We start from the raw sequence: 24,595 nt of genomic DNA, 5'->3' as shown, positions 1-24,595 counted from the left end.
TAGTAGATAAGGAGGCCTTATCCATGGATATCACTTCATTTTGGCACAAGCATAAAGCCTCTTGGGCCGAACTGGAACAACTGGTCGAACGGTTCACCCGGCAAGAGCGGCAGATTACAGCCGCAGACATTGACCGTCTGACCCATTTGTATAAAAAAGCTTCCGCCCATCTGGCGCTCGTCCGCTCGTATCACCCGATGGATGAAATCACGCTCTACCTCAACCAGCTCGTATCCCGCGCCCACAACCTGACGTACAAGCAGCAGTCGGGAAGCTGGCAGCAACTGCGGCACTTTTTCGGCGTCCATCTGATCGGGCTGATGCAAAAGCGGATCGGATTTATCGGCATGGCCGCCCTGCTCTTCATCATTGGCGGCATATCCGGCTTTGCGGCCGTGCTCGCCGACCCGCTCAACCTGTACTACGTGCTGCCCCAAGGCATGGCCGAACAGATTGATCCTTCGCGACTGGGGGAAGGGCACGATGCCATCAACAGCCCTGTCATCTCTACGATGATTATGACCAATAACATGAAAGTAGCCATTCTCGCTTTTGTCAGCGGGATTACATTCGGCCTCGTGCCGATCTACATCCTGCTGTTCAACGGGCTGCTGGTCGGGGCATTGGCCGCTGTCTACTATCAGGCAGACAGCAGCTACGCTTTTTGGGCGTACATCCTCCCGCACGGCGTCATCGAGCTGACGGCGATCTTCATTGCCGGAGGGGCCGGCTTGCACATGGGCTACCGTCTGCTCGTGCCCGGGCGCTACGCCCGCAAGTATCAGTTTTTGGAGGCGGCGAAAGAATCGGCCCAGTTGCTGCTTGCGACCCTGCCGCTGTTGTTCGTGGCGGGAGCCATCGAAGGCTACATCACGCCTTCGACGCTCTCCCTGGAAACGAAGTACCTCGTGGCGGCGGCCACGTTGCTGCTTTTGTGCCTTTGGTATGTTATCGGGCGAAGGCGCCAGGCTCACAATGCCTCTCTCGCCTTTATTTCCAAATAAGCATTTATCACTGTCAGCGTCAACTGATCGGCCGGCACATCGAGCACCTGGATGCCCGCGCCGGTCATTTTTTGTTGAAACGCCCTGCGGTCGAGCTGGAAGCGCTGCGCCACCGATTTGATGTAGGCCAGGCGGCTGTTTTCGACCGGAACCCGCGTCCATTCGTGCAGCAGCGGGTCCGCCTGCGAGAGCAGCAAAAACAGGTGCGAGCGGCGCATTTTCCACAAATAGCTGGCGAGCAAGTCTTCCACCAAGTAATTTTCCATGTCCGAGAACAGCACCATCAGGCTGCGCCGCTTTTGCTGGCGATGCATAAATTCCAGTGCCTTGGCCGGATCGGCCTCGACGAAGTCATGGGACAAATCGTAGGTGGCTTCCAAAATCGTGTGCAAATGTCCCATCCCGCGCCCTGGCGGTATGTACGTCTTGATCTCGTGGGAATAGGCCAGAAACGCCACCTGATCTCCCTGGCGCAAAGCGACCGCAGCCAGAGTGAGCGCCGACTCCAGCGACTGATCGAGCCTGCTCTGGTTGTTCAGCTCGACGCCCATCAGCCTGCCGCAATCGACGAGAATCGTAATGACTTTGCCGTGCTCGGGCCGATACTGGTTCGTCATCAGCCGCCGGGAGCGTGCCGACGCCGACCAGTTGATCGTGCGCGGATCGTCGTCCGGGACGTACTCGCGGATCGCGTGGAACTCAGAGCCAGCCTTGGCCCGGCGCAATATTTTTTTGCCGTCGACAATCAGGCTCTCCTGCAACGAGTTCAAATAGCCGCGAACTTGCGACAAATCGGGGTAAATTTTGATCGTCTGCGGAAAGGAAAAGCGGCTCTGGCGGTACCACAAGCCGATTTTTCCGCTCCAGCGCAAATACAGCCAGGCAAATGAATAGTTCCCCCGCTCGCATCCGCGCGTCTGATAGGCGATGCGCGACTCGCCGCTTTCCATCCTGCCCGAGATCGGCCCTGCTTCCGCAAAAGAGTGCGGCAAATCGTCCATGAGCACGTAGGAAACCGTCTGGCCGCTTCTGTTCGTCATTTCTACCTCGACCAAAAACGACTGGCCGATGTCGCTCTGCTCGGGAAGCACGCGGCGCAGCTCCAGGTCTTTGCGCTTGGGCAGCGTCAGCCAGTCGAGCACGCTCGCCACACAGACGAGGCCGTTGTACAGCCAGAAAGCCCCGTACCCGGTGCCCATGAAAAAGCCGATGACGGCAATCGGGGTGCCGAGCAGCAGCAGTACGAGCAGCCGCTTCGTCGGCAAAACGAAGCGATCTGCCAAAAAATCAGCGAGGAACCGGAATAGCGGCCAACGTCTCTTCGATGATGTGGTCACTGGTGCCCCCCTCCAATTCTACCTGGGGTGACAGGATGAGACGGTGCCGCAGCGCAGGCCGGGCCACCATTTTCACATCATCCGGCGTCACGTACTCGCGGCCGTCCAAAAGCGCCCAAGCCTTGCTGGCCAAGAGAACCGCAATCCCGGCACGGGAACTTGCCCCGAGCAGAAGTCGTTTCGTTTCCCGCGTCTTGCGAATCAAGGTCGTAATGTACTCAAAAATCGAATCGTCCACGACGACGTCCTGCAATTTGCGCCGCTGCTCCAAAATGTCGTCCAGGCTGCAGATCGGCGCTTGCTTCGCCTCCTGCCCGCCTGTGTGCCGGACGTGCTGGACCAGAATCTGCTTTTCGCTCTCATGCGACGGATACTGCATCGTCAGCTTGAACAAAAAGCGGTCGAGTTGCGCCTCCGGCAGCACGTAAGTTCCTTCGTACTCGACCGGGTTTTGCGTGGCGACGACGAAAAATGGCTCGGGCAACGGGTACGTGACTCCGTGAATCGTCACCTGGCCTTCCTCCATCGCTTCCAGGAGAGCCGCCTGCGTTTTCGGCGGCGTGCGGTTGATCTCGTCCGCCAGCAGCAAATTCGCGAATACAGGGCCTTTGATCGTCTCAAAGCGGTTGTCCTGCATGTTGAAAACGACATGGCCGATAATATCCGAAGGCATCATGTCAGGCGTAAACTGGATGCGCCTGCTCTCTCCCCCGATCAGCCCCGACAAGGTGCGGACCATTTTGGTCTTTCCGATCCCTGGCACTCCCTCCAGCAGTACGTGACCGCCAGCGAGCAAGGCGGCCACGAGCAGCCGAATGTTTTGCCGCTGTCCGACCAGTTCTTTTTCCATCTGTTGCAACAATTGCTCCACGATTGTTATGTCACTCCTTCATCAGTTGCGTAATGATCTCATCCAGCAAAAGACTGTCTGCCAAAAGCCGCTTCGCCGAATATCCGGTTCCGCTGCGTGCTTGCTCCAGCCGATCCAGCAGCTCGGCAAGCCTGGTGACTGCCTGCTCGCTCCAGCGTAGCCGGGCACAGCGCAAAATCTCGGCGCGGTCCGCTTTTTGGTGAACGCCCCAGCGATCGTGCATCAGTTGGCGCATATACGCTTCCCTATGCGCCAGCGCGTCACGCGCAAGTCCCCGGCGCTCATACCAGCTCGACACGGCTAAAAGCGTCTCGTCCCCCCGGCGAACCGTCCACTCGCGCAATGTGTAGACAGGGCCAAACCGCTTCCCTTTCCACCAGACGAACAAAAGCAGCACGACGGCCAACTGGACGAGCGCTGCCACCAGCCAGCCGGGATAGATCGCCAAAAGCCCTGGCTTCTCCTGCAGCCCGTGATGGTATTCGTCCACCCAGATCGCGGACCAGTTTTTTTGCAAATGCGGCCACACCGCCTCGAAGTGAGACAGCTCGCCAATTTTTCGATTCGTCAACCAATCCGGGACCAAAAAGTACGAGATGCTTCCGGCTCCTACCTGGACTTTTCCCGCAAGGATTCCTTGGTCGTCGTAAAAAAGCGGCTCCAGCCCCTCCGCCTCTTTCCATCTGGCCTGTGTTTTTGCCTGGCCCAGCAGCCCTTCAGCGAGCAACTGCCCATGCACATTTCGTTCCTGGTTGCCCTTCTCTTCCATATACTTCGCTTCAAGCGGCAAGCCGGCCCACAAGATCGGCCGCTCGGAGAAAACAAACAGGTCGTTTCCGCCGCTGGCCCATGCGAGCAAGTCATCCTGCTCGTTCGCGCTCAGGTTGTCCGGCTCGACGACAAGCAGCGCCTGGCCCGCTGGCTTCGGCAGCAAATGCATCGGCTGCCGCCACTCCTTAACCTGGCTGCCTTTTTCCTCCAGCAGAAGCAGCACCGCCTTGATTCCGTCCGGCTGTGCCGACGATGCCAGATAAGGAGGCAGTTTCGTGGCTACAGGCTTGACGATAAACCATCCGACGACGACGAGCAGCACGATCGCCACGCTGATGCCCACGCGATACGTTCTCAGGCTATTCATGCTGTCCCTCCCCGTCCAAAATCTGCGCAAGCTCGCGGATGCGCTCCAGATAGTCTGCTTTGTCCACAGCTACCTGCCCGTACCAAGCTTGCTCGAACGCCCGGGCATAGCGGCGAAACAGCGCCTTCGCCTCCGGGTGGTTGGCCTCGATTTCGTCTGCGTACTCCCAGTTCGTCTTCCACTGTTCAATGCGAATCCACGACTGTTTTTGCATGTAGACGAGCAACGCCAAAAACAAGGAACGTTCGCCCTCACGCCATTCTCCGCGGTCGGCACACTCCTGTGCCTCCCGCAAGTAATCGGCATGAGAGCGGATTTTTTCACCGTGGACAAACAGGGACGCCTTCCGCTTTTGCTCCCATACCATTCGGCGGAACAGCCAGAAAATGACCATCACCAGCAAAAGCGCCGCGACGACCAGCACGACCGTCGATGCCGTCGTCGCCGCACCCGAAGGAATGTCCGACCACGAAAACAGCCTGGCAAGCCATTCGAGCAAAAAATCGCTCACTCGCGCAAGCCAGCTCTCCCCTTCCGTGTGCAGGGCTTGAAATTCGTCGCGCTGCAAAATTTCCTGCAAATGCTCCTTGTCGGCTGCCCAAGGATTTGTGCTATTCATGCGCTGCTCCCGGCTCCTGTGTAGAAGGACGGTCTGCTGCCTGCTCCAACTGCCTGTTCATCAGTTCCTGCAGGTCTGTTCCATCTTTTCGGACGCGCAAGTCGAAGTAAGCGAGCGCATAAACAATCGCGATCCACGGCATCAGCAGGCAACTCAACACGACCATGATGATCTGCGAAATGATCGACGTCCCCAAAATTCCCATGATGGCCACCTGGATGCCGCCGGAAAAGATCGAATACAGAAGGCTCAAAACAATGAAAATCGCAAATAGCCTCCAAAAATTTCCTTTTGTCAAATGCCAGCTTTTCCCGATGCCGACGCCGCCCTTTTCAAACAGGACAAGCGGCAAGTAAAAGCTCCATCTGAGCAGGAAGTAGCCCGGCACTAGAAGCATGCCGATCAAAAACAAAATGTAGCCAAACAAAAAGACAATGATGAAGAGGAACGGATTGAACTCGCTTCCCGAGTCAAAAAACGTGTCAATCGAATTGCCGGTAGCCATCACGAACAAAAAGCCGATGAACAAAAACACGAGGGCAAACCCGAACGTCACCGCGAGTATGAGCAGTCCGTAGACGAGGGTGCTTCCGACAAGCGGCCAAAAGCGTCCCAATGCGCCTTTCAGCGCGGCCTTCAAATCAACCGTTTGCTGCTCCCATACAGATTTCGTCAGCAAGGTGGCGCCCGCAATCAACTGCGGATAGGCCACGACCATCGTCAGAGGCGCGACCAAAAACACATACAGCAAGAGCAGGCCGACGTTTTGGGTGACCATCTCTTCCTGCCCTCCAAACTTTTCCCCCATCGATTCCCAAAATTCCAGTCCTTCGGTATCTTGCATGAGTAGCGGCACACTGCTAAGGTCGACCAGGAGTAGCTGTTGTAAAAGCAAAAACGGGCCAAACCAAATAAGAGCCAGAAAAAAGTACGCCCCAAAATGCTGGCGATATACGTTAAAGCTTTTGTCCAATAGCTTCCCCACTCCCATTGGGGTCATTGGCATTTGATTCATGGTGAAACCTCCATCTCTCTTTTTGAGATTACCTGAATAGTATACACGATTTTCCATTTGTTTTTAAAAATTTCCGCTAAATTCCCTAATCATTTCCTGCCTGATTTTTCTTGGCAAGGGTATTTGTCCATTTCTCTCCGTTCCGCGCTGAATATGATAAAGCATGACAGTAGGAGGTGCATTCTCTTGGGATCTGCGAAAAAGAAGACACGGGCGAAGTCAGTCTCCCGCAGCAGACGCCGCTCGTCTGGCCAGGCGACCAGGCGCTTGCTCGACAGGCTGAACCGGGTCGTCCGCCTCCATGTGCGCGCCCCGAATGTAAAAGTCACCACGCCCGCTCCCCACGTGTCTGTCACGAGCGCCACGCCCACCGTCCAGGTCGAGGCGCCGATCGTCCAGTTTGAAGCACCGAAACCGCTCGTCATCCCCGCCCCGATTGTCAACGTGGACGTAGAAGCAGAAGACACGCCCGAGCAGGAAAGCGTGGAAGGGCTGCGAAAAGAGCTGTACAAATGCATGAGGCAAAACAGGACAGTCGAAGTCATTCTCACGTCCGATTGGGGACCAGACAGCCGCCCTTACCGGGTGGGGCAGCTCACAAGAGTCGACGACGGCATCATCGAGCTGAAGCTTGACGGAAGCTACGGCAGTTGTATTCTCATCCCGCTCAACCGCATTGCCGCCATCATTCCCGACGCCCCTCCGCCGGAAGCAGCCGCCGCCACAGACGAAGCGGAAGAGACAGCGCCCGTCACCCTGAATGTAATCGAAGGTTCAGCCAAAGTACTTTGATTTCTTCGCCTCGCTTCGTCCTCCCACTCCTGCTTGGGTTTCACCATGCGCCAAAAGACATTGGCGCTTCCGCTTAAAAAGCCGGGAGTGGGGGAGCCGCTTTGGTATTATCCCCTCATGGTAGACAGTGAAAAAAGACCTCATGGTATGATGAGATCAACACTGTTGACCGGAGGGGATTTTCTTATGCCGCCACGTAAAGGGCAAAAACAGCAGCAATATGACGAAGCAACGAAGAGCGAAGCAGTACGTTTGCGGGTTGAGGAGCATTGGAGCTACCCAATGATAATGGAGAAATTAGGCATTAAAAGTAAGACGCAGATTCGGGAGTGGGTACAGAAACGGCAAAACGGTGAAACGTTTGAAGACTATAGAGGGCGATGGATCAAGAAGTATTTCAGCAGTCTAGAGGAAGAGAACAACTACTTGAAAGCGCAGGTCGAATACCTAAAAAAGCTCAATCCAAATCTACACGGGGAGGGAAGTTGGATAAGCAAACCCGGTTTAGGACGATCGAAGAAATGAGTCGCAAGTACGCTGTGGTCATGCTATGCGAAATAGCGGAGGTCTCCCGGGCGGGCTACTACAAGTGGAAGGCGACGGAGAAGGTTCGTAAGGTACGTGTGGAGCAGGATGCCGACCTAAAGGAACATATACTGGCAATTCACCGCATTCGCCCATACTTTGGGTATAAACGAATGCGCACGGCTCTACGCAAAGAGGGACTACAAGTAAATACGAAGAAAGTTCGCCGACTGATGCGAGAATTGGGCATCCGCTCAGTGATCCGCAAAAAGCGTCCATTTGCCGGCCGCAAGCCCTCCATCGTGTTCAACAATGTCCTTAATCGCCAGTTCGCTGCGGACGAGGCTAGAAAGAAATATGTAACCGATATTACCTATATTCGAGTCGTCGATGACTTCATTTATCTGTCCGTGGTCCTGGATCTGTATAATAACGAAACGGTTGCTTGGGAAGTGTCGGAGAGAAACGATCTTGATCTTGTGCTGTCTACGGTGAAGCAACTGGGTAATGGAGATGCGATCCTGCACTCCGACCAAGGATTCCAGTACACTACCAAGACATACGCAAATCTGTTGCAAGAACAAGGGCTAACCGGAAGCCATTCCAGACGGGGGAACTGCTTCGACAACGCTTGTGTTGAATCGTTTTTTTCACACCTGAAGACGGAAAAGTTGTATCTGGAGAAACCAAGAGATATAGCTCACGCTCGCAAACTGATCGCTGAATACATCGAATTCTACAATACAGAACGGTTCCAGAAAAAACTCGGCGACCTCTCCCCAGTCCAATACCGGGAATCGATCGCCGCTTAAGATAGCGTCTTTTTTTAGTGTCTACTTGACGGGGCTATGACCACTTTTTTCCGTCTTTGCTTGCACAGCTTTTGGACAAGCTTGTGGCGAGCTTGTGCGCCTGCCTGCCGCAGGCTTGTCCCTTTCTCCCCTGCAAGAAAAACGGACCAAGCACCCACTTCTCCCCTCTCTCTCGAAAAAAGTGGGTATTTGCGTCCTGTCAGTTCACGCTACAAGTTCCTCCATACGTCCAGCACTTCCCGGGCCACGCGCTCCCACGTAAACCGCTGTTCCGCCAACTGTCGGCCGCTGTTCCCCATTCTGCGCTGCAGGTCGCGGCTGGACAGAAGCTGCTTCAGTTGAGTGGCAAAAGACTGCGGGTTTTCCGGCTCTTCGACGAGCAGGCCGTTTCCGCCGATAATCACTTCCGCATTGCCCCCGCGTTTTGTCGTCACAAACGGCAGCCCTGCAGCCATCGCTTCGTAGTGGACGCGGGCGAGCGGCTCCTCCCATTGCGAAGGACAGACAAAGATATCGCCTGCCCAAAACCAGTGGTGGATGTTCTCTGCTGCCACATAGCCTGTCGTGATGACAGGAATCGGCGAACGATCCGCCAGCGCGCGCACATAGGCGACATAGTCGCTGATTTTATCGACGCCGTACCAGGAGCCTCCGACCAGCACAAGCGCGATGTCGGATTTGTAGGCCGAAAGCTCGTTCATCGCCCGCACGAGGATGTCCGCCCCTTTTTTCGGGGTCAGTCTGCCGACGAACAAAATGACCTGCCTGTTCCCGATGTTGTGGGCAGCCCGCAGCTCCTGGCGAATTTTTCGTGCAGCCTGCGAGCTCTCCCACGGGACGAACGTCTGTAGATCGACACCGGAATAGATCGTGCGCAGTTTCCCTTGCGTTTCCGGGTAGAGCGACGCAAGGACGCGTCCTACATAATCGCTGATCGTGATGATCGTCGACGTGTTGGCGATGGCGCTCGCCGCTTCCGCCGGGGGAATTTTCGCCGCATCGAACATGTCGTTGTGCATGCTCAGTACGATCCGTGCGTTCGGGCATACTTCGCGAATCAAGGGAACCAGCCGCGGTCGGTTGAACACGTGAATCACATCGTATGCATTCGCTCGCAAAAACGCGAGAACTTCCTGGGCGTAGATTTCGAAGACACCGTGTCCATTCACACGCGCATAGCGAACATTTCGCACACGTTCGTCCATGGCGAGCGTTGGGTCCGACGTCCCTAAAATGGTAAGGTCGTGATGCTTCCCGAGCGTATCCGCGATCCCGGCTATATACGTCTGGATGGCACCGCCCCGTACCGGGGGAACGGGCAGCTTTTCCGTACAGATCATGACTACCTTCATCCGAATTCTCCTTTCCTGACACTACTCATCGCATGCTTCTGCCTGTTTTTTTTGCTTTCACCGCGCGCGGCTTCTTTGCCTGATTACTGGTCAATTTGCGGCTTGGAGCTGCTGCCTTTTTGTAAGGATGCTTGACGGCTGCATGCTGAGTGCCTCGGGGAGAACTGGACCGTTTTGCAAGTTGGGTTCCTGTTTTTGCTTTTTCGTTCGACTTGCCAGTCTTTTTGAGCGCTTTTCCTGCGGGCAGCTTGGCGCTTGCTTTTTTGGCGACCGAACTTTTGTTCAGAACGGTTTTCTTGCCCGTTTTGCTTGCTGTTTTTGCCGAGCCGGTTGACGCTGCCTTTTTCTTCACTGGCTTGCTCCCGGCTTTTTTCACAGTAGCTACTATCGGCTTCAGGCGCTCGCTCTGCCTGCTCGCTGGCGTCGTTGTCTCTGCGAAAGGCAGCTCGGGATTAGGGAAGAGCACGACATCTGGCAGCTTTTCCTTTTCCTTTTCCCGTTTCCCGCTTTCTCTTGCTGCTTCAACCCGCCGTTCTTCTTTGACTGGCGGCTTTTTCGCGGCCACAGCAGTTCGAACAGGCTTACTTTCTTTTTCGGGGAGACGAATAAGCTTTCCGGGTTCCACATCGACTGGCTTGCTCTCACCTTTTGCCGCCGGATTTGGCGAAGCGAGCTGCCAGTTTGCCTGATCTGATGCACTCGCAGGCGCTTGACGCACGGTCGTGGCCGGGACGGCAGCCTGGGTGTAATCGCCGGGCTGGTACTGGCTGATGTCTTTCGCCAGCTCCGCCAATGCCTGGTCTTTTGTCTGGTCGGTGGAGAGGATTCGCTGCAGGATGGCCTCTGCTTCCGTGTTCAAGAACGTGACAGGATCGTAAAACATTTCCTTCAGATGCTTGTAAAATTCATTTGGCGCCGCCAGGTCGATCAAAAGCACCTCAAATGACTCCCGATCGAGCGGGTTAGCCCGGTGATACGCCTCGATCATTCCTCTCATCCACGTCAAATCCCAGACACCCATGTCGTCCATTGTGCTTGTAATCAGCTTGCGCAGGTCGCGGAACGGCAAATCGTAAGCCACACCGTCCAGGTCGATGACCCAAAGCCCGCCTGGTCCATTCTGTCCATTGGACCAGCCATAGTCCTGATGAACTACTCCCCAGTGCGGTTCACCCATCTGCACCATTCTTGGATAGGCAGATGCCTTCAGACGCTCCAGCGCATCCAATGCTTGTCGCTCATACTTGTCTACGACAGATAAAATCGAGTTGCTTGCGGTCGTCTCCCGATAGGCTTTTGCCATCTCACGCATCCAGCCGATTTTTTTGGCAATCTTTTGATAGTAGTTGGGCCAACGGTACAGGCGGGAAGAATTTTTCGCCCCTTGTGGCGGCACGTATCCTTTCGAATGTCGATGAAATTCTCCCAGGCCGAAGCACAGCTCCTGCGCTCCTGCCAAGTCTACTTTGGTCGCTTGCGTAAGGGCAATCCAGTCCGTGACAATCCACAGCTTTCCGCCCTTTTCCACGAAGAGCTTTCCGTCTCTGGCCGGAATGAGCGCGGGAACTCTGGCCCCCTGTCTGACGACGTATTCCTGCAAGCCAACACTGTAAAGACTCCGCTCCGGTGTGCGGTGCAGCACTTTCAGACTGCGCGGCCCTTTGTCTGTCTCGATCCGCCAGATCGCGCCGCCTTTGTCCGGCTTCGAGGTAATCAGCGTCTTGCTGCTGACGGACATCTCGTATTCTTTCATGACGAGCTCCGCGATCGCATCGACTTCCGGAGGTACTTGCATATCCCAGTCGACAGGCGCAGGTTGGCCGTCGTCCCGGGTGTCCCATGGCTTGATGACGTATTGTTCCATTTCCTTCCCCCCCACGTTCCTTGTTAAAGCGCTCACCTTCTTCCTAAAATATTCATGCGCGCAGGTTGACGAAACGGACAAATACCCTTGGGAACTTGCCAATTCCACGCGCGAAAAAGCGGCCGGACCTGCGCACAAAGGACGCAAGTCGGGCCGCTTTAGCCGATCATCAATATTTCCCGGATGTCCTCTTCGCTCATGGAGGAGATCGCTTCCTCGCCTGGCGCTATGACTTCCTCAATCAAATGCTTTTTCTTTTGCTGAAGCTCGTACATTTTTTCCTCTACCGTCCCCTGCGCGACCAGCCGAATGACCTGGACGACGTTTTTTTGCCCGATGCGGTGCGCCCTGTCCGCCGCCTGCTCCTCTACAGCCGGATTCCACCACAGATCGTACAAAATGACGGTGTCGGCTCCGGTCAGGTTCAAGCCTGTTCCCCCGGCTTTTAAAGACAGGAGAAACAAGTCGCCCTCTCCGTCGTTAAATCGGTTGCACAACTCGATGCGCCGGGCGGCTGGCGTGTTGCCGTCCAGGTAAAAAAACGGGACGCCGTAAGCCCCAAGCTCTCGTCCGATGATCGAAAGCATTTCCGTAAATTGCGAGAACAAAAGCACCCTCCGCCCCGCGCTCCGGCATTCCTCCAGCACTTCCAGCAGTTGCTCGAATTTGGCCGAGCTGCCTTCGTAGCCTTCCACGAACAGGCCAGGATGGCAGCAAAGCTGGCGAAGCCGGGTCAAGCCGGCCAATATTTTGATCCGGTTTTTGTCAAAGGTGCGCTCGTGCAAATGTTTGGCGGCCTCCTGCTGCAACTGCGCCAAGTACGCGATGTACAGCTTTTTTTGCTCCGGCAAAAGCTCGGTGGCTTGCAGCGATTCGATTTTTTCCGGCAGCTCACGCAGCACCTCGGTTTTCAGCCTGCGCAAAAGGAACGGCCGCGCACGCCTGGCGATGGCGTCTCGGGGCAAATCCTGAAATTCCTTGCGCCCGGGAAACAGTTGTGGAAACACAACGTCGAAGATCGACCACAGTTCCTCCAGCCTGTTTTCGATCGGCGTCCCCGTCAAGGCAAAGCGGTGCTTGGCAAAAATGCGCTTCACGACCTGCGCCGTCTGTGTCGCATAGTTTTTGAACGCCTGCGCCTCGTCCAGAATCAGCGTATGGAACGTGCGCTGGGCGTACTCCGTGTAATCTCTGCGCAGCAGCGGATAAGACGTAATCCACACATCGGCATCTTCCGCTTCCTTTCGCGCCTGGTTCCGTTCTTCCTTGCTGCCGTCCACGACGCGCACGCTCAGCTCAGGAGCAAACTTGTGCAGCTCGTTGCGCCAGTTGTACAAAAGCGACGCAGGCGAGACGATCAGCACCGGCTGCTTTTCACGGCGAATGTCCGGCAGCTTGGCGAGGATGTACGCGATGCTTTGCACCGTTTTGCCAAGGCCCATATCGTCCGCCAAAATGCCGCCGAAGCCGTAGTGGGCGAGCGTCATCAGCCACTGGAAGCCGAACTTCTGGTAATCGCGGAGCACAGGCTGCATCGTGTCCGGAACGTGGAAGTCGAGATTGTCCGGGTTGCGCATATTTTCCAAAAAGCTCCGCAACGCCTTGCCCAACTGCACCGTCTTGCCCGGCTGGGACGAATCGAGCAAGCGCAAGCCGCGAAAGGCCGGGAGCGCAAAGCCGTTCCCGATCCATTCCGCCTGGCGAATCCCCAGCTCATCCAGGAACCGGTTGATCTGTTCAAATTCTTTTGTATCAAGCGGCAGCAGCGCTCCTGTCGGCAAGCGGTAATATTTGCGCTTTTCCTCCAGCGCCTGCAGCAGTTGTTTGATTTCGGAGGGCGGAAAGCCTTCGATATCGAAGCGAACCTCCAGCCAGTTCGTCCGCTCGTTCACATCGGCTTTCACTTTGGGCGGCGCGTGCAAGGAGTGCAGCCGCAGCTTGACCGCCGTCGTCGCATACACCTTGCACCATTTTTCCAGCTCGGAGACGGTCTGGTGCAAAAACTCGAACTCGGCTTCCTCGTCTTCAAGGTAATACCCCTCTTCGGTCCGGGTGAACGCGCTGTTGTCCATCAGCTCCAAAATGCGCTGCTCCCGCTCGCCGTCGCGCAGCAAAATCTGATCGTTGCGGCGCTGTTGCCCATTCGTCTCTTTTGCCAGCGGATTGATGACGATGTCGCCATACTGAAACTCCAGCCCGGCCAACAGCCGCTCCCGTACCCGGTCCAAATAGAGCCGCGCCTGCAGTTGCGTCTGGACGATCCGATCGGCGACCGCCTGCGCGATCTGCACGCTGCCCAGCTTCATCAGCCCAGGGACGACCCTGGTCATGAACGACTCCATTTTCTCCTGCGGAACCGCGATGTCCTCGCGCTGATGCGCCTCCAGCATCTGCTTGAGCTGCGCGAGACTTTTGCACGCGTCAGCGGACTGCCGCATCCAGACGCCGCCGTGTAGGACAAACCCGTACGCCTCCAGCACGGTCAGCTCGGCAAGCCCGTCCACTGTCAGCCGATACTCGTTTTCGCGCTCCCCCGCATCGAAGGCGAACTGCAGCGGCACCTTTCCCGTCTGCGCCTGAAACTGCTCATACGTGCGCTCGCCCTGCTGGACGCGCACACCGGGAGCCTGCCCGAGCAAATCGAACAGCTTGTCCCAGGCAAACGGCGGCAAAATCAACGTGCGCTCCGTCCCCACCGGCTTTGGCTCCTGATAGCCGTAGCCAGCCGTCTCCCGATACAGCTTTTCATGCTGGAACACGCGGATCAGCTCCTGGAGAATCGCCTCCTGCTCGGGCAAAAAGCGGTGGCTTTCCGGGTCGTAAGTAAAATGCGCGGAAAAGACGGTCGGCTGCCTGCTCTCCAGCCGCTTCAAAAACTCGCGAATGTTTTTTACGACGTACAGCCGCTTCGGCCCCAGCTTCAGTTCAAGCCCGATTACCGATTTGCGAAAGCCATACGGTATCACTTTGCAAATGATTTCCAGCTCCAGCAACGCTCGCTGGTCGAACAGCGCTTTTCGCGTGCCTATGCTGTGCGGACGCGGCTTGCCGAACAGATCGAAAATGCCCTGCGTCAGTTGCGCTTCGCTTGCGGCGGAGCCGTCCGCACCCGGTAAACGCGTCCCCCGGCTCGCCTGTGGCGCCAAATCGTCCGCTGACAGATCGCGCATTGCCAAAAGAGCCGCCGCGATATGCTGGCAGTATTGTTCATACGAATGCAGCGTCGGACAGCTACACGCCGCCACGAGCCCTGCCTCATCCAGTTCGAGCATCACCCGATAGTCGTGGCTGCCCGCCCGCACGGTGGCCCGGACGCGGGCAGGCTCGGGCTGGAAGTGGTCGATGCTCACTTTTTGCGAGCGGTAAAACGCTTTTCCCCGTTCAAAGGAGAGTCGGCCACACCATTCTTTTATCATTTGCTGGCTGATTGAAAAGCTCATTGCCCCTACCTGCCTCATCTTCGTAAAATATGTTTCATGATAGCAGATTTGGAAAGCAAAAAGATACGCCTTGGCGAGAGGCCACTGTCACACAGACACGGCTTGACATCGCCCAGTTGCCTAAAATTACGGAGCCGTTGAATCTGCTCCAAGAAACCGTCGAAGATGACGTGGAGCAATTGCGAATTTCAGAAGATCAGGACGCGCGAGTTGGCCACAAAAGTGCGGATTCCTCGTTCTTTGGATACAAGACACATCTCGCCTTGACCGAGGAACGGATCATAACGGCGGCCGTGGTTACGACAGGAGAAAAAAGCGACGGCAAGCAACTCCAGGCACTCATTGAGAAAAGCAAGGCAGCGGGCATGAACGTGAATTGAAGCCAAGAATAGCGAACTCAAGCATAGGCACGGGTATGATGTAGCTACATCCTCGGGCTTGTTAGGTATGGAGCTGCAAGGCGCTATGGCGATATTCGCGGTTAATCTCAAGCGTATACTGAAATTGGCGGACTAAAAAAAGGGAAATGCAGTAACAAAAAAGCGACACCTGCCAGGAAAAACGGAACAGGTGTCGCTTATTTTTTTACAAAAATCTCAGATCACCGGCAAAACCTAAGTTCTTCAGTGGCCTCCTTGGCGAGCGTATCTTTTTTTCGTATTTAGCAAGAAATCAGTCTTCGTCCTCTTCATCGTCGTCGTCTTCCAGGACCGGGTCCTGATTTTTGGAGAAGATCCACTTTTTCTTGGTGCCGTCCTCGTACTCTACCTTGACTTCGATCTCTTCAATATATTCTTCCTCACCAACAGCGTCACGCAAATACCTCAACCAATCCATGACTACACCTCCTGGTAACGGATGATGACATGCCTGTCGTCAGCGGCTTTTCCGTCGACATTGATACTATATGACAAACGTCTTTTGCCTGGCATGGTTCACTGTCCCTTTCCGCCGCGCAAGTTTTACCCAACTTGCCGTCCCCGTTTCCCGCCCTGCTCGTTACATATTTGCAAGGGGACTGGACAAACTTTGGATGGAAACGTCCGTGCTACCGTCATGACTTGGGATAGGAAAGGAGTGCCAGAATGATGAAACCACGCTACAAAAAGCTGCTTCACGTTGGCGCCATTCTGCTTTTGGCGTTCACCCTGCCGCTGCATGCGGCTGTCGCCCATCAGGACCATCCATACCATTTCGGCTTCAAAAAAAGCAAGAATGGACAGCTTCCTTCGATCAACGAAGAAGGCTTCAAAAGCATTGTAGATCGGCACGGCGCTGTTTTTTTGGGAGACACGTCGAAAAAAGAGCTGTATTTGACATTTGACAACGGGTATGAAAACGGCTTTACCCCGGCGATCCTGGACACGCTGCAAGCGAAAAAAGTGCCCGCGATTTTTTTTGTGACGGGCCATTACGTCAAGGAACAGCCTGAACTGTTGAAGCGGATGACGCAAGAAGGCCATCTCATCGGCAACCACTCCTGGAGCCATCCGGATATGACGACCGTGTCCAACGAAAAAATCAAGGAGGAGCTGACACGGGTCAGCGAGGCAGTCGCCAAAGTGACCGGACAGGCGAACATGCGTTACCTGCGTCCGCCCAGAGGCATTTTCAGCGACCGCACACTCGCCGTCAGCAAGGAGCTGGGCTATACGAACGTATTTTGGTCGATCGCCTACAAGGACTGGGATACAAAAGTGCAGCGCGGGGCGAAGTACGCATTTGACAGCGTCATGAGCCAGTTGCATCCGGGAGCCGTGATTCTCTTGCACTCTGTTTCCAAGGACAACGCAGATGCGCTCGGGTCCATCATCGACGAGGCCCGCAAGCGCGGCTACGAATTTAAAAGCCTGGACCAGTTGCCGCAAAAGCAGGCTGGCACTCCGTAAGCTTTGACAAAGGGCGGGTCGCAAGCTCTCCCGCGAAACAATTGTGTGTCGACTAGAAAACTTGGCTGTGCCAAGCGATTGGCGCAGCTTTAGTTGCCTTTATACTGGACAACAATCTTATCCATTCTTATCTGTACAAAAAAACTCCCGCTGCCTCGTCAGTTTCAGACAAGGGCGGGAGTTTTTGCACACATTCCGTTTTACGATTATTCGCGATCCAACAGGGAAGCGCCAGCAATACCCGGATGAGTCATCTCGAACGGATCGAGAATCAGGTCCAGCTCTTCTTCCGTCAGGACGTTGTACTGCAAGCACAGCTCGCGCACCGATTTTCCGGTCAAAATCGCTTCGCGCGCAATGCGGGCAGCCGTTTCATAGCCGAGATGCGGGTTGACGGCTGTGATGACGCCTACGCTTTTTTCTACGTATTCTTTCATCCGCTCGCGGTTTGCCTCGATTCCTTCCAGGCAATAGCGCGTAAAGGCGCGGAATGCGTTGTCCATGATGCTGATCGACTGCAGCAGGTTGAAGACCAGCACCGGCTCCATTACGTTCAGCTCCAGTTGACCTGCTTCGGAAGCGAGGCAAATGGTGTGGTCGTTTCCGATTACCTGGAATGCCACCTGGTTAATGACCTCTGCCATGACCGGATTGACTTTGCCCGGCATGATCGAAGAGCCTGGCTGGCGCGCTGGCAGCGAAATCTCGCCCAGTCCCGCACGCGGTCCGGATGCCATCAGACGCAGGTCGTTGGCGATTTTGGACATGTTCATCATGCATACTTTCAGCGCTGCGGATACTTCTGTGTACGCGTCCGTGTTTTGCGTAGCGTCTACGAGATGCTCCGCCCCGACGAGCGGGAAGCCGCTGATTTCCGCCAGATGCTTGACCACGGTGGTAATGTAGCGCGGGTCGGCGTTCAGGCCTGTCCCGACAGCAGTCGCCCCCATGTTCACTTCGTACAGGTGCTGGCGGGATTGCTTGATCCGCTTGATATCGCGCTCCAGCACGCGACGATACGCTTCGAACTCCTGGCCGAGACGGATCGGAACGGCATCCTGCAAATGCGTGCGCCCCATCTTGATGACGTCATCGAACTCTTTTGCTTTTTGGCCAAAAGCGTCATGCATTGTCTCCATGGTCACGAGCAGCTTTTCCAGCAAATCGAGCGTCGCGATGTGGATCGCCGTCGGGAAAGCGTCGTTGGTCGACTGCGACATGTTGACGTGTGTATTTGGACTGAGATGGAAGTAATCTCCTTTTTTCTCTCCGATAAGCTCCAGACCGCGGTTGGCGATCACTTCGTTCGCATTCATGTTAATGGATGTTCCCGCACCGCCCTGAATGGGGTCCACGATGAATTGATCGTGCCATTTTCCGTCAATGATCTCCTGCGCGGCTGCCACAATCGCATTGCCGAGTCGCGGATTCAGACGGGAAACCTCCATGTTCGCAAGGGCCGCCGCTTTTTTGACCATTGCCATTGCGATAATCAGGGAAGAATGAAGACGATACCCGGTAATCGGGAAGTTTTCTGTCGCCCGCATCGTTTGCACGCCATAGTAGGCATCTACGGGAATTTCCTTTTCACCGAGAAAGTCTTTTTCCGTGCGAAATGTTTGTTGTACCATTCTTATCAGACCAGCTTTCTAGGAATAGTGGTTACTGCTACCTCCCCATTTTAGCACAGATTCGAAGTGGTATGACCAGTAGTTTGTAACACCGTACGGCTTTTTTACGTCTTACCAAGTGAACAGCTCCACCCACAATCTCGACAGAATCGAGGGATACTATGAAAAAGCTTCTTTTCGTCTTGTTGACAGTCGGTCTGTTGCAAGGCTGCACGAGCGCTCCGCCTGCGCAGGAAAATCCGCCTGTCACGCAGCCGGAAACGCCAGCCCCTGCCCAGCCGCAGACTCCGGCAGAACAGCCGCCTGCCGAGCAGCCGGAAACGAAAGAAACCGTCTATGCCAATGATATTTTTCGCAATGTCACCGTGAAAAAAACAGGGGAAGATACATTTGAAGTAAAAGGGCAGGCGCAAGTGTTCGAAGCCGTCGTCAACTACGTCGTGGAAGACGGGCACAACGAGCTGACGCAAGGCTTTTTCCAAACCTCTGCCGGAGCTCCGGAATGGGGCGACTTCACGCAAACCGTGAAGGTGAAAAAAGCCGAACCGAACAGCACGCTCATGCTGATCCTGTTTGAAGTGAGCGCGAAGGACGGCAGCCGCCGGATGGAGCTAATCATTCCGTTGCCAGAGAAATAGACGCTTCGCCGACGCGAGATTTTTTTCCAGTTTTTTCATTCCCTCTCTTCCATGTTCATGCCTGTCCGTTATAATGAGAGAGATTCATGATACGTGGGGAGGATGACTGTCGGATGAAGAAAACTGCCTTGCTCGTCGTTGATGTACAAAACTTGCTCGTAGAACACTGCTACCATGGACAACAAATCGTCGAGCGGATCAAACGCCTAATCGCGGAGGCGAGAGAACGCGAACTTCCCGTTATTTACGTGCAGCATCATGAAGCGGAGGAACTGGTTTTCGGATCGCCAGGCTGGGAAATTCCCGCTTCCATCAAGCCGGAAGAAACCGATCCGGTGGTTCACAAAACAGCGCCAGACTCTTTCTACGAAACAGGCCTGCACGACAAGCTCCAATCGATGTCCATTGAAAAGCTGATCGTCGTTGGCTTTCAAACCGACTACTGTGTGGATACGACGTGCAGAAGCGCCATTTCTTTGAACTACGATGTGACACTCGTCAGCGATTGCCACTCCACCGTAGACTCCCCCGCCCTCAAGGCAGCCGACATCATCGCCCATCACAATACGACTTTGCACGGCTTTGGCACCCCGCAGCATACCATTAGGGGCAAAGATTCCGCATCGGTTTGGGAAGCGTAGCTTTTTTGGCCACGAAAAAAACCATTGGGGCGATGACTCCAATGGTTTTTTCGAAAAATCATAACCCTCTCGCTTGGAGAGGGTCATGATGCGTCAGACTTCTATCTATAGTGTGTGGCAACATGCTGACTTGCGTCGTGCTGCTACTTTTGCTCGCTTTGTTCTTCCTTGTAGCAATCCATGCAAAGGGCACCATTGTTCTCGATCTCGTAATCTGTCAAGCGAGCCTGGCAAGATTTGCACTGTTTTTCCGTGAGCACCAAGTTCAAGACTATATCTCCTCTCAATGATGTACGTTAGTCTAGTTACATTATAACCGATGATTGATATCCGCCAAGCAAGCTTGTGTTAAAATTTCGTGAATTCTCTCAATTATACATAGAAGCTTGCGAAAGCCTTTCCGCCAGGCCCCTACAGCTTGCGCCGAACCAACATCCCCCAGGGAGGATCAGATGAACTCGCCTTATTTTTCGTTGACCATTTCCGAGGAGCCTTTTCAGCTTTTCTCGCTCCCGCACCTGCTGGCTCTCGCGGTTACCCTTGGCCTGCTGCTGCTTTTGTACCTGTTTCGCCGCCAGTTGCAAGCACCTGCGGCCAAGCGCGCCTTTCGGTTTGCTTTGGCTGGCGTGCTGCTCTTGTCCGAGGTGGCTTTTCAACTCTGGCATGTGCTGACGGATAGCTGGTCGGCTGCCTATACGCTGCCTTTGCAACTGTGCAGCGTCACGCTCCTGCTGTCTGTCATCATGCTGCTTGCCAGAAGCTATCGCGTGTACGAGATCGCTTTTTTTGCCGGGATCGGCGGCGCAGCCCAGGCACTGCTTACGCCCGAGTTGTTTTATCCGTTCCCGCACTTTCGCTTTGTGCATTTTTTTGTCGCCCATGCCGGGATTATTCTCGCCTGCCTGTACATGACGTGGGTGGAAGGCTGTCGCCCGACTTTTCGCTCCGTGCTGAAAACGATGGGGTTTCTCAACGCGCTTCTGGTTGTGGCGCTCGTCGCGAACGCCTGGACAGGCGGCAACTATCTCTTCGTCTCGCGCAAGCCGGACAATCCGAGCCTCATCGACTTTTTGGGGCCGTATCCTTGGTACATCCTCTCGCTGGAAGGGGTTGCTGTCGCGCTCTTTTCGCTTTTGTACGTGCCGTTTTGGCGGAAAACGCCCGCCTCCGTCCCTGCCGAGCGGGATTTGTCGTCGTGACCCGCGTCTTTCTACCCTTGCTCGCGCACCCACTCGGTCACGACTTGCAAAAAGCGTTTGGCTGCGGGCGACTGCTTGCTAAACGACGTCGCCGCCACGCCGAGCGAACGGTAATGCTCGCCCGCGAGCGGAATCATGCGGATGTTGGGCGGCAGGCAAAACAGGATCATTTCCGGGAGGATGCTGATGCCCAGCCCGTTTTGCACCATGGCGATAATCGCGTGGTCGTCCCCTACCTCGTACTTGACGCGCGGCTGTAGCTGATACTGCGCAAGCAAGCGCTGAATGTCGTTGTCGCAGCCTTCTTTCGGCATGATGAACGTTTCTTCGGCCAGGCGGCTCACATGCACCCGCTCTTCCTGATAGAGCGGGTGTTCGTCTGTGACGAGCAAGTATAGCTGGTCTTTTTTCAACGGAATCGACTCCAGGTCTTCTGTCGTCGGCAGCGAGACGAAGCCCATGTCCACTTCGCCCGTCTGAATCCAGCTCTCGATTCCGTCGTAGTAGCCTTCGAACAGCTTGACCTCGATGGCGGGATACAAGTCCTGAAACCGTTTGAGGATGCCTGGCAGCCATTGCGTGGATACGCTGGTGAACGTCCCGATCCGCACCGTCCCCACCTCCATGCCATTGATCGCGTACACTTCCTGCTGCATCCGCTCCTGCGCCCGCAACATTTCCCGCATGTACGGCAGCAGCCGCTCGCCGTTGCTCGTCAGGCTGATACCGGAGCGCCCGCGCGTCAGGATCGAGAAACCGAACTCCCGCTCCAGGCTGGCGAGGGCGTGGCTGATGGCGGACTGCGTCAAGCCGAGCATTTCTCCTGCTTTTGTCAGACTCCCCGATTCGATGACGGTGACAAACACTTCGTACTTGCCGAGACTCACGTCGCTTTGCCTCCTTTCTTTTTCATTAAATCTTTTCATGAAAAGCATGATAAACATTCATTTTTCTTATTCAAACAATACTCTTATACTGAGGATGACGCAACGCGATTTCTTCATGGTTAGCCTGTTTCATGCGGGCAAGGAGGCTGGAAATGAAACCGCAAGTAAAAGCCGATCTGGCAATGCTTCTGGTTACCCTTTTTTGGGGATCTTCTTATTTGTTCATGCAAATGGGGCTGAAGGATTTGGAAACCTTCAACCTGATCGCCATCCGCTTCGGCATTGCCTTCGTTCTCGCGGCTGCCATTTTTCACAGGCGGCTGCGCGGCACCAGTCGCAAGACGCTCGGCCACGCCTTTATTCTCGGCACGATTTTGTTCGGCGTGTTTGCCACGGTCACAAACGGCGTCAAATCGACGACCGCTTCGCAAGCCGGATTTTTGGTCAGCCTGACGGTGATCTTCGTCCCGCTGCTGTCCATCCTGCTGCGCAATCGGCCGGAAAAGCGCGTATTTGTCGGCGCCGGACTGGCGATGGTCGGGATCGGCCTGTTGACGCTCAGTTCCGAGTTGCACATCAGCCAGGGGGATTTGCTGTGCATCGCCGGAGCGCTCTGCTACGCGACGCACATCACCGTGACGGGCAGATGGGCTTCGTTTTCGGACACGATTCAACTCGGCATTTACCAGCTCGGTTTTACTGCCTTGCTCGGCCTGCTGTTTTCCTGTTTGTTCGAATCGCCTGCCCTGCCGCATTCCGCAGAAGGCTGGGTCGCCGTGCTCGCTCTCAGCGTCCTGTGCAGCGCGATCGGCTTCGTCGTCCAGACTGTCGCGCAAAAATATACGACGCCGACGCATACCGGGCTGATTTTTTCGCTGGAGCCTGTCTTCGCCGCCCTGTTTGCGTTTTTGTTCGCGGGCGAAATCCTTACCGTGCGCGGGTATATCGGCGCAGCGCTCGTCTTAGTCAGCGTGCTGATTGCCGAAATCGACGTAGTCAAATGGCTGCGGAGCAAGCGGCAGACGAGGCTGTCGGCCTGACGCGTCGTCTGGCGCAACATTGGGCGCATGGGAAAACAGTCCAAAAAACCGGCTCCGTATGCGAAAGCCGGTTTTCTTGTCGTTTGGATGGCGCGACCTGTTTTTCCTATTTGTTGTAGACGACCTTGCCGCCGATGACGGTCATCACGACCTTTGTGTCGAGCAGCTCATCCGGGTCGATGGCAAACAAATCGCGGGAGTAAACCGTCATGTCCGCGTATTTGCCGCGCGACAGCGTTCCTTTTACGTGGTCTTCGTTGGTGACTTGCGCTCCGCCCAGCGTAAACAGATGGAGCGCTTCCTCCATCGTCAGCTTTTCCTGCGGGAGATAGCCGTCGTGCATCTCGCCCGGAGCCTTGCGCGTCACGGCGGCATGGATGCCGAGCAGCGGGTTGATCGGCTCGACTGGCGTGTCGGAGCCTGCCGCGCATATAATCCCTTGTTTCATCATCGTTTTCCAGATGTACGAATGCTGGATGCGTTCCTCTCCCACCCGGTCGATGACCCACGGGAAGTCTCCGGCGAGAAAACGCGGCTGGATGTCGGCGATCCGGTTTGGATGGTTCAGCCGCGCCAGCAAGTCCGGGCGCAAAATCTGCGTGTGAATCAGCCGGTCGCGATAGGCTACAGCCGGGAACTGGTCGAGGCTGTCGAGTACCATTTCCAGCGCCTTGTCGCCAATCGTATGTACGGCAATCGGCATCCCCAGCTCGCGGGCTTGCCGCACCAGCTCGGTCAGCTCCTCCTGCTCGTGCACGGGATAGCCGCTCGTCGTCGGATCGTCCGCATACGGCGCGGACAAGTAAGCGGTTCTGCGGCCCAATGCCCCGTCCGCAAAAATTTTCACCGCGCCAATCTGCACGTGGCTATTGCCGGAGCCTGCCGTCATGTTCAAATCACGCAGTTCGTGCATGTGCGGGTAGTAGACCAGCAAATGGCTGCGCAGTCCAAGCCCCTCCCCGTTGACCAGCTCGTCGTACAGCCGGTACGTTTGCGCCAGCCCGTTCAGCTCGCGCAAGTCTTCGGTATGCGCCCCTGTCAGGCCGTGCTCCATCGCGTAGCGAATCGAGCTGCGCAAGCTGTTTTTCAGCGTCTCGTAGCCAGGCTTGGGGATGTGCTTCGTAATCAGGTTGGACGCCGTCTCCAAGAGCATGCCTGTCGGTTTTCCTGTGGCCGAATCGCGCACGATCACGCCCCCGGCCGGAACCTCGATGTCCGGGTGGTAGCCGCACAGCTCCAATGCCCGGGAATTGACCAGGTTCGCATGTCCACAAATGCGCGGCAAGAAAATCGGGCAATGCGGCGCTACTGCGTCCAGCTCCTCGATCGTCGGGATGCCGCCGCCGTCGACAAACAGGTTCTCATCCCAGCCAAAGCCTTGTACCCATTCGTTCGCGGCAGTTTGCTCCGCCTTTTGTCTGATGAGGGACAACATCTCGTCCTTGGAGCGCGCTGTCCGCAAATCTAGCTGCAAAAAGGTCAGTCCGAGCCAGCCGAGATGCAGGTGACTGTCAATCAGACCCGGCGTTGCCGTGCAGCCATGCAAGTCAATCACCTGCGCATCGCTTCGCCCGTATTGCAGCAGCATGTCCGCGTCGCTGCCCAGATCGTGGACCAGCCCGTCCCGCACGACAACAGCCTCCACAAACAAATGTCTCGAATCTCCCGTGTAGATGCGGCCGTTTTTGAAAATGGTCGTCGCCATGTTGGTTCCCCCTTGTGAATTGCGATCCTTCGCTATCCCCTCTCCTTATTTGTTTGCCAATCACCTTTTTCCTTCCTATTCTGAAAAAAACTTCGGCTTTCTGCTTCCTGGGCCGCCAATAGCTGAAAGCGTTTTCTAAATCAAGAAAAACCTGGTACTTGCTTTGCATCCTGTTGAAAGCTTGCCAGGTGGGGCA

General features: G+C 55.5%; 21 protein-coding genes and 1 pseudogene. 9 read left to right on the top strand and 13 right to left on the bottom strand.

The window, feature by feature from the left end:
* Positions 1–23: 23 nt before the first annotated feature.
* The gene (locus M655_RS11290) at positions 24–1,004 is read left to right on the top strand and encodes a stage II sporulation protein M (protein ID WP_005831092.1); all 981 of its coding nucleotides are present in this window, start codon (positions 24–26) and stop codon (positions 1,002–1,004) included.
* Here M655_RS11290 and M655_RS11285 read toward each other — a convergent pair.
* The 5 genes from M655_RS11285 to M655_RS11265 are packed head-to-tail and all read right to left on the bottom strand — an operon-like array spanning position 971 to position 5,984.
* A complete protein-coding gene (locus M655_RS11285) occupies positions 971–2,341 on the bottom strand; it encodes a DUF58 domain-containing protein (RefSeq protein WP_026557345.1) in 1,371 nt (456 codons plus the stop codon). The two genes, M655_RS11290 and M655_RS11285, sit on opposite strands and share 34 nt — an antisense overlap.
* Complete coding sequence (locus M655_RS11280; protein WP_007777648.1) at positions 2,292–3,212, bottom strand: AAA family ATPase; 921 nt, start codon at positions 3,210–3,212, stop codon at positions 2,292–2,294. The genes M655_RS11285 and M655_RS11280 overlap by 50 nt, the downstream gene beginning before the upstream one ends.
* A gap of 10 nt (positions 3,213–3,222) precedes the next feature.
* A complete protein-coding gene (locus tag M655_RS11275) occupies positions 3,223–4,350 on the bottom strand; it encodes a DUF4350 domain-containing protein (protein WP_026557346.1) in 1,128 nt (375 codons plus the stop codon).
* Positions 4,343–4,969, bottom strand: coding sequence for a DUF4129 domain-containing protein (locus M655_RS11270; protein WP_005831089.1), 627 nt, complete (start codon positions 4,967–4,969; stop codon positions 4,343–4,345). Before M655_RS11270 ends, M655_RS11275 begins: the two co-directional genes overlap by 8 nt.
* Complete coding sequence (locus tag M655_RS11265) at positions 4,962–5,984, bottom strand: hypothetical protein (RefSeq protein ID WP_026557347.1); 1,023 nt, start codon at positions 5,982–5,984, stop codon at positions 4,962–4,964. Before M655_RS11265 ends, M655_RS11270 begins: the two co-directional genes overlap by 8 nt.
* A 186-nt stretch (positions 5,985–6,170) precedes the next feature.
* Here M655_RS11265 and M655_RS11260 point away from each other — a divergent pair, with 186 nt between their 5' ends.
* Both M655_RS11260 and M655_RS11255 read left to right on the top strand, forming a co-directional pair.
* Positions 6,171–6,776 (top strand): hypothetical protein, encoded by a 606-nt coding sequence (locus M655_RS11260; protein WP_026557348.1) that lies wholly within the window; start codon positions 6,171–6,173, stop codon positions 6,774–6,776.
* Positions 6,777–6,962: 186 nt separating this feature from the next.
* A protein-coding gene (locus M655_RS11255; RefSeq protein WP_369750415.1) for an IS3 family transposase occupies positions 6,963–8,113 on the top strand; the annotation gives its coding sequence in 2 pieces (ribosomal slippage) (positions 6,963–7,221 and positions 7,221–8,113; 1,152 coding nt in all).
* Between the two features lie 209 nt (positions 8,114–8,322).
* On the opposite strand, the gene M655_RS11250 is transcribed toward M655_RS11255, so the two are convergent.
* The 3 genes from M655_RS11250 to M655_RS11240 all read right to left on the bottom strand — a co-directional run bounded on the left by M655_RS11250 (position 8,323) and on the right by M655_RS11240 (position 14,769).
* Entirely contained in the window at positions 8,323–9,465 is a 1,143-nt protein-coding gene (locus M655_RS11250) for a glycosyltransferase family 4 protein (protein ID WP_005831085.1), read from the bottom strand.
* 25 nt (positions 9,466–9,490) lie between these two features.
* Positions 9,491–11,329, bottom strand: a complete 1,839-nt coding sequence (locus M655_RS11245; RefSeq protein WP_026557349.1) for a CotS family spore coat protein — start codon at positions 11,327–11,329, stop codon at positions 9,491–9,493.
* Positions 11,330–11,487: 158 nt separating this feature from the next.
* Positions 11,488–14,769, bottom strand: coding sequence for a DEAD/DEAH box helicase (locus M655_RS11240; protein WP_026557350.1), 3,282 nt, complete (start codon positions 14,767–14,769; stop codon positions 11,488–11,490).
* Between the two features lie 107 nt (positions 14,770–14,876).
* On the opposite strand from M655_RS11240, the pseudogene M655_RS11235 reads away from it, so the two are divergent.
* Positions 14,877–15,285, top strand: a pseudogene (locus M655_RS11235) (transposase); the annotation flags it as partial.
* Between the two features lie 156 nt (positions 15,286–15,441).
* On the opposite strand, the gene M655_RS11230 reads toward M655_RS11235, so the two are convergent.
* Positions 15,442–15,606 carry a hypothetical protein gene (locus M655_RS11230; protein WP_035422829.1) on the bottom strand — a complete coding sequence of 55 codons (165 nt, stop codon included), beginning with the start codon at positions 15,604–15,606 and terminating at the stop codon, positions 15,442–15,444.
* A 251-nt stretch (positions 15,607–15,857) separates the two neighbouring features.
* Between M655_RS11230 and pdaA the strand changes: the two genes are divergently transcribed.
* Complete coding sequence (gene pdaA / locus M655_RS11225; protein WP_005831081.1) at positions 15,858–16,658, top strand: delta-lactam-biosynthetic de-N-acetylase; 801 nt, start codon at positions 15,858–15,860, stop codon at positions 16,656–16,658.
* A gap of 206 nt (positions 16,659–16,864) precedes the next feature.
* Here pdaA and aspA read toward each other — a convergent pair whose 3' ends face one another.
* Positions 16,865–18,289, bottom strand: coding sequence for an aspartate ammonia-lyase (aspA, locus tag M655_RS11220; protein WP_007779092.1), 1,425 nt, complete (start codon positions 18,287–18,289; stop codon positions 16,865–16,867).
* A gap of 161 nt (positions 18,290–18,450) precedes the next feature.
* On the opposite strand from aspA, the gene M655_RS11215 reads away from it, so the two are divergent.
* Both M655_RS11215 and M655_RS11210 read left to right on the top strand, forming a co-directional pair.
* Positions 18,451–18,927 carry a Gmad2 immunoglobulin-like domain-containing protein gene (locus M655_RS11215; RefSeq protein WP_025846228.1) on the top strand — a complete coding sequence of 159 codons (477 nt, stop codon included), beginning with the start codon at positions 18,451–18,453 and terminating at the stop codon, positions 18,925–18,927.
* 113 nt (positions 18,928–19,040) lie between these two features.
* A complete protein-coding gene (locus tag M655_RS11210; protein WP_026557351.1) occupies positions 19,041–19,568 on the top strand; it encodes a cysteine hydrolase family protein in 528 nt (175 codons plus the stop codon).
* A 143-nt stretch (positions 19,569–19,711) separates the two neighbouring features.
* Here M655_RS11210 and M655_RS11205 read toward each other — a convergent pair whose 3' ends face one another.
* Positions 19,712–19,837, bottom strand: coding sequence for a hypothetical protein (locus M655_RS11205; protein ID WP_255344280.1), 126 nt, complete (start codon positions 19,835–19,837; stop codon positions 19,712–19,714).
* Positions 19,838–20,020: 183 nt separating this feature from the next.
* On the opposite strand from M655_RS11205, the gene M655_RS11200 reads away from it, so the two are divergent.
* Entirely contained in the window at positions 20,021–20,767 is a 747-nt protein-coding gene (locus tag M655_RS11200) for a YwaF family protein (protein ID WP_026557352.1), read from the top strand.
* Positions 20,768–20,778: 11 nt separating this feature from the next.
* On the opposite strand, the gene M655_RS11195 is transcribed toward M655_RS11200, so the two are convergent.
* Positions 20,779–21,654, bottom strand: coding sequence for a LysR family transcriptional regulator (locus M655_RS11195; protein ID WP_005831073.1), 876 nt, complete (start codon positions 21,652–21,654; stop codon positions 20,779–20,781).
* A 152-nt stretch (positions 21,655–21,806) separates the two neighbouring features.
* Here M655_RS11195 and M655_RS11190 point away from each other — a divergent pair, with 152 nt between their 5' ends.
* Positions 21,807–22,694: a DMT family transporter gene (locus tag M655_RS11190; protein WP_005831071.1), complete on the top strand. Its 888-nt coding sequence runs from the start codon at positions 21,807–21,809 to the stop codon at positions 22,692–22,694.
* A 106-nt stretch (positions 22,695–22,800) separates the two neighbouring features.
* Here the strand turns inward: M655_RS11190 and M655_RS11185 are convergent, their stop codons facing one another.
* Positions 22,801–24,399 carry an amidohydrolase gene (locus M655_RS11185; protein ID WP_007779109.1) on the bottom strand — a complete coding sequence of 533 codons (1,599 nt, stop codon included), beginning with the start codon at positions 24,397–24,399 and terminating at the stop codon, positions 22,801–22,803.
* Between the last annotated feature and the right edge of the window lie 196 nt (positions 24,400–24,595).

The sequence above is a fragment of the Brevibacillus sp. NSP2.1 genome, assembly GCF_000470975.2.
Lineage (GTDB): Bacteria > Bacillota > Bacilli > Brevibacillales > Brevibacillaceae > Brevibacillus > Brevibacillus agri.
Note: the sequence above shows the minus strand (reverse complement) of the source record. Positions and strands in the feature narration are given on the sequence as shown.

What these genes read in the sequence shown, in the direction of transcription:
- M655_RS11290 (WP_005831092.1), top strand. Translation starts at nt 24, where the DNA reads ATGGATATCACTTCATTTTGGCACAAGCATAAAGCCTCTTGGGCCGAA.
- M655_RS11275 (WP_026557346.1), bottom strand. Translation starts at nt 4,350, where the DNA reads ATGAATAGCCTGAGAACGTATCGCGTGGGCATCAGCGTGGCGATCGTG.
- M655_RS11270 (WP_005831089.1), bottom strand. Translation starts at nt 4,969, where the DNA reads ATGAATAGCACAAATCCTTGGGCAGCCGACAAGGAGCATTTGCAGGAA.
- M655_RS11265 (WP_026557347.1), bottom strand. Translation starts at nt 5,984, where the DNA reads ATGAATCAAATGCCAATGACCCCAATGGGAGTGGGGAAGCTATTGGAC.
- M655_RS11250 (WP_005831085.1), bottom strand. Translation starts at nt 9,465, where the DNA reads ATGAAGGTAGTCATGATCTGTACGGAAAAGCTGCCCGTTCCCCCGGTA.
- M655_RS11245 (WP_026557349.1), bottom strand. Translation starts at nt 11,329, where the DNA reads ATGGAACAATACGTCATCAAGCCATGGGACACCCGGGACGACGGCCAA.
- M655_RS11240 (WP_026557350.1), bottom strand. Translation starts at nt 14,769, where the DNA reads ATGAGCTTTTCAATCAGCCAGCAAATGATAAAAGAATGGTGTGGCCGA.
- M655_RS11230 (WP_035422829.1), bottom strand. Translation starts at nt 15,606, where the DNA reads ATGGATTGGTTGAGGTATTTGCGTGACGCTGTTGGTGAGGAAGAATAT.
- pdaA (WP_005831081.1), top strand. Translation starts at nt 15,858, where the DNA reads ATGAAACCACGCTACAAAAAGCTGCTTCACGTTGGCGCCATTCTGCTT.
- aspA (WP_007779092.1), bottom strand. Translation starts at nt 18,289, where the DNA reads ATGGTACAACAAACATTTCGCACGGAAAAAGACTTTCTCGGTGAAAAG.
- M655_RS11215 (WP_025846228.1), top strand. Translation starts at nt 18,451, where the DNA reads ATGAAAAAGCTTCTTTTCGTCTTGTTGACAGTCGGTCTGTTGCAAGGC.
- M655_RS11210 (WP_026557351.1), top strand. Translation starts at nt 19,041, where the DNA reads ATGAAGAAAACTGCCTTGCTCGTCGTTGATGTACAAAACTTGCTCGTA.
- M655_RS11200 (WP_026557352.1), top strand. Translation starts at nt 20,021, where the DNA reads ATGAACTCGCCTTATTTTTCGTTGACCATTTCCGAGGAGCCTTTTCAG.
- M655_RS11190 (WP_005831071.1), top strand. Translation starts at nt 21,807, where the DNA reads ATGAAACCGCAAGTAAAAGCCGATCTGGCAATGCTTCTGGTTACCCTT.
- M655_RS11185 (WP_007779109.1), bottom strand. Translation starts at nt 24,399, where the DNA reads ATGGCGACGACCATTTTCAAAAACGGCCGCATCTACACGGGAGATTCG.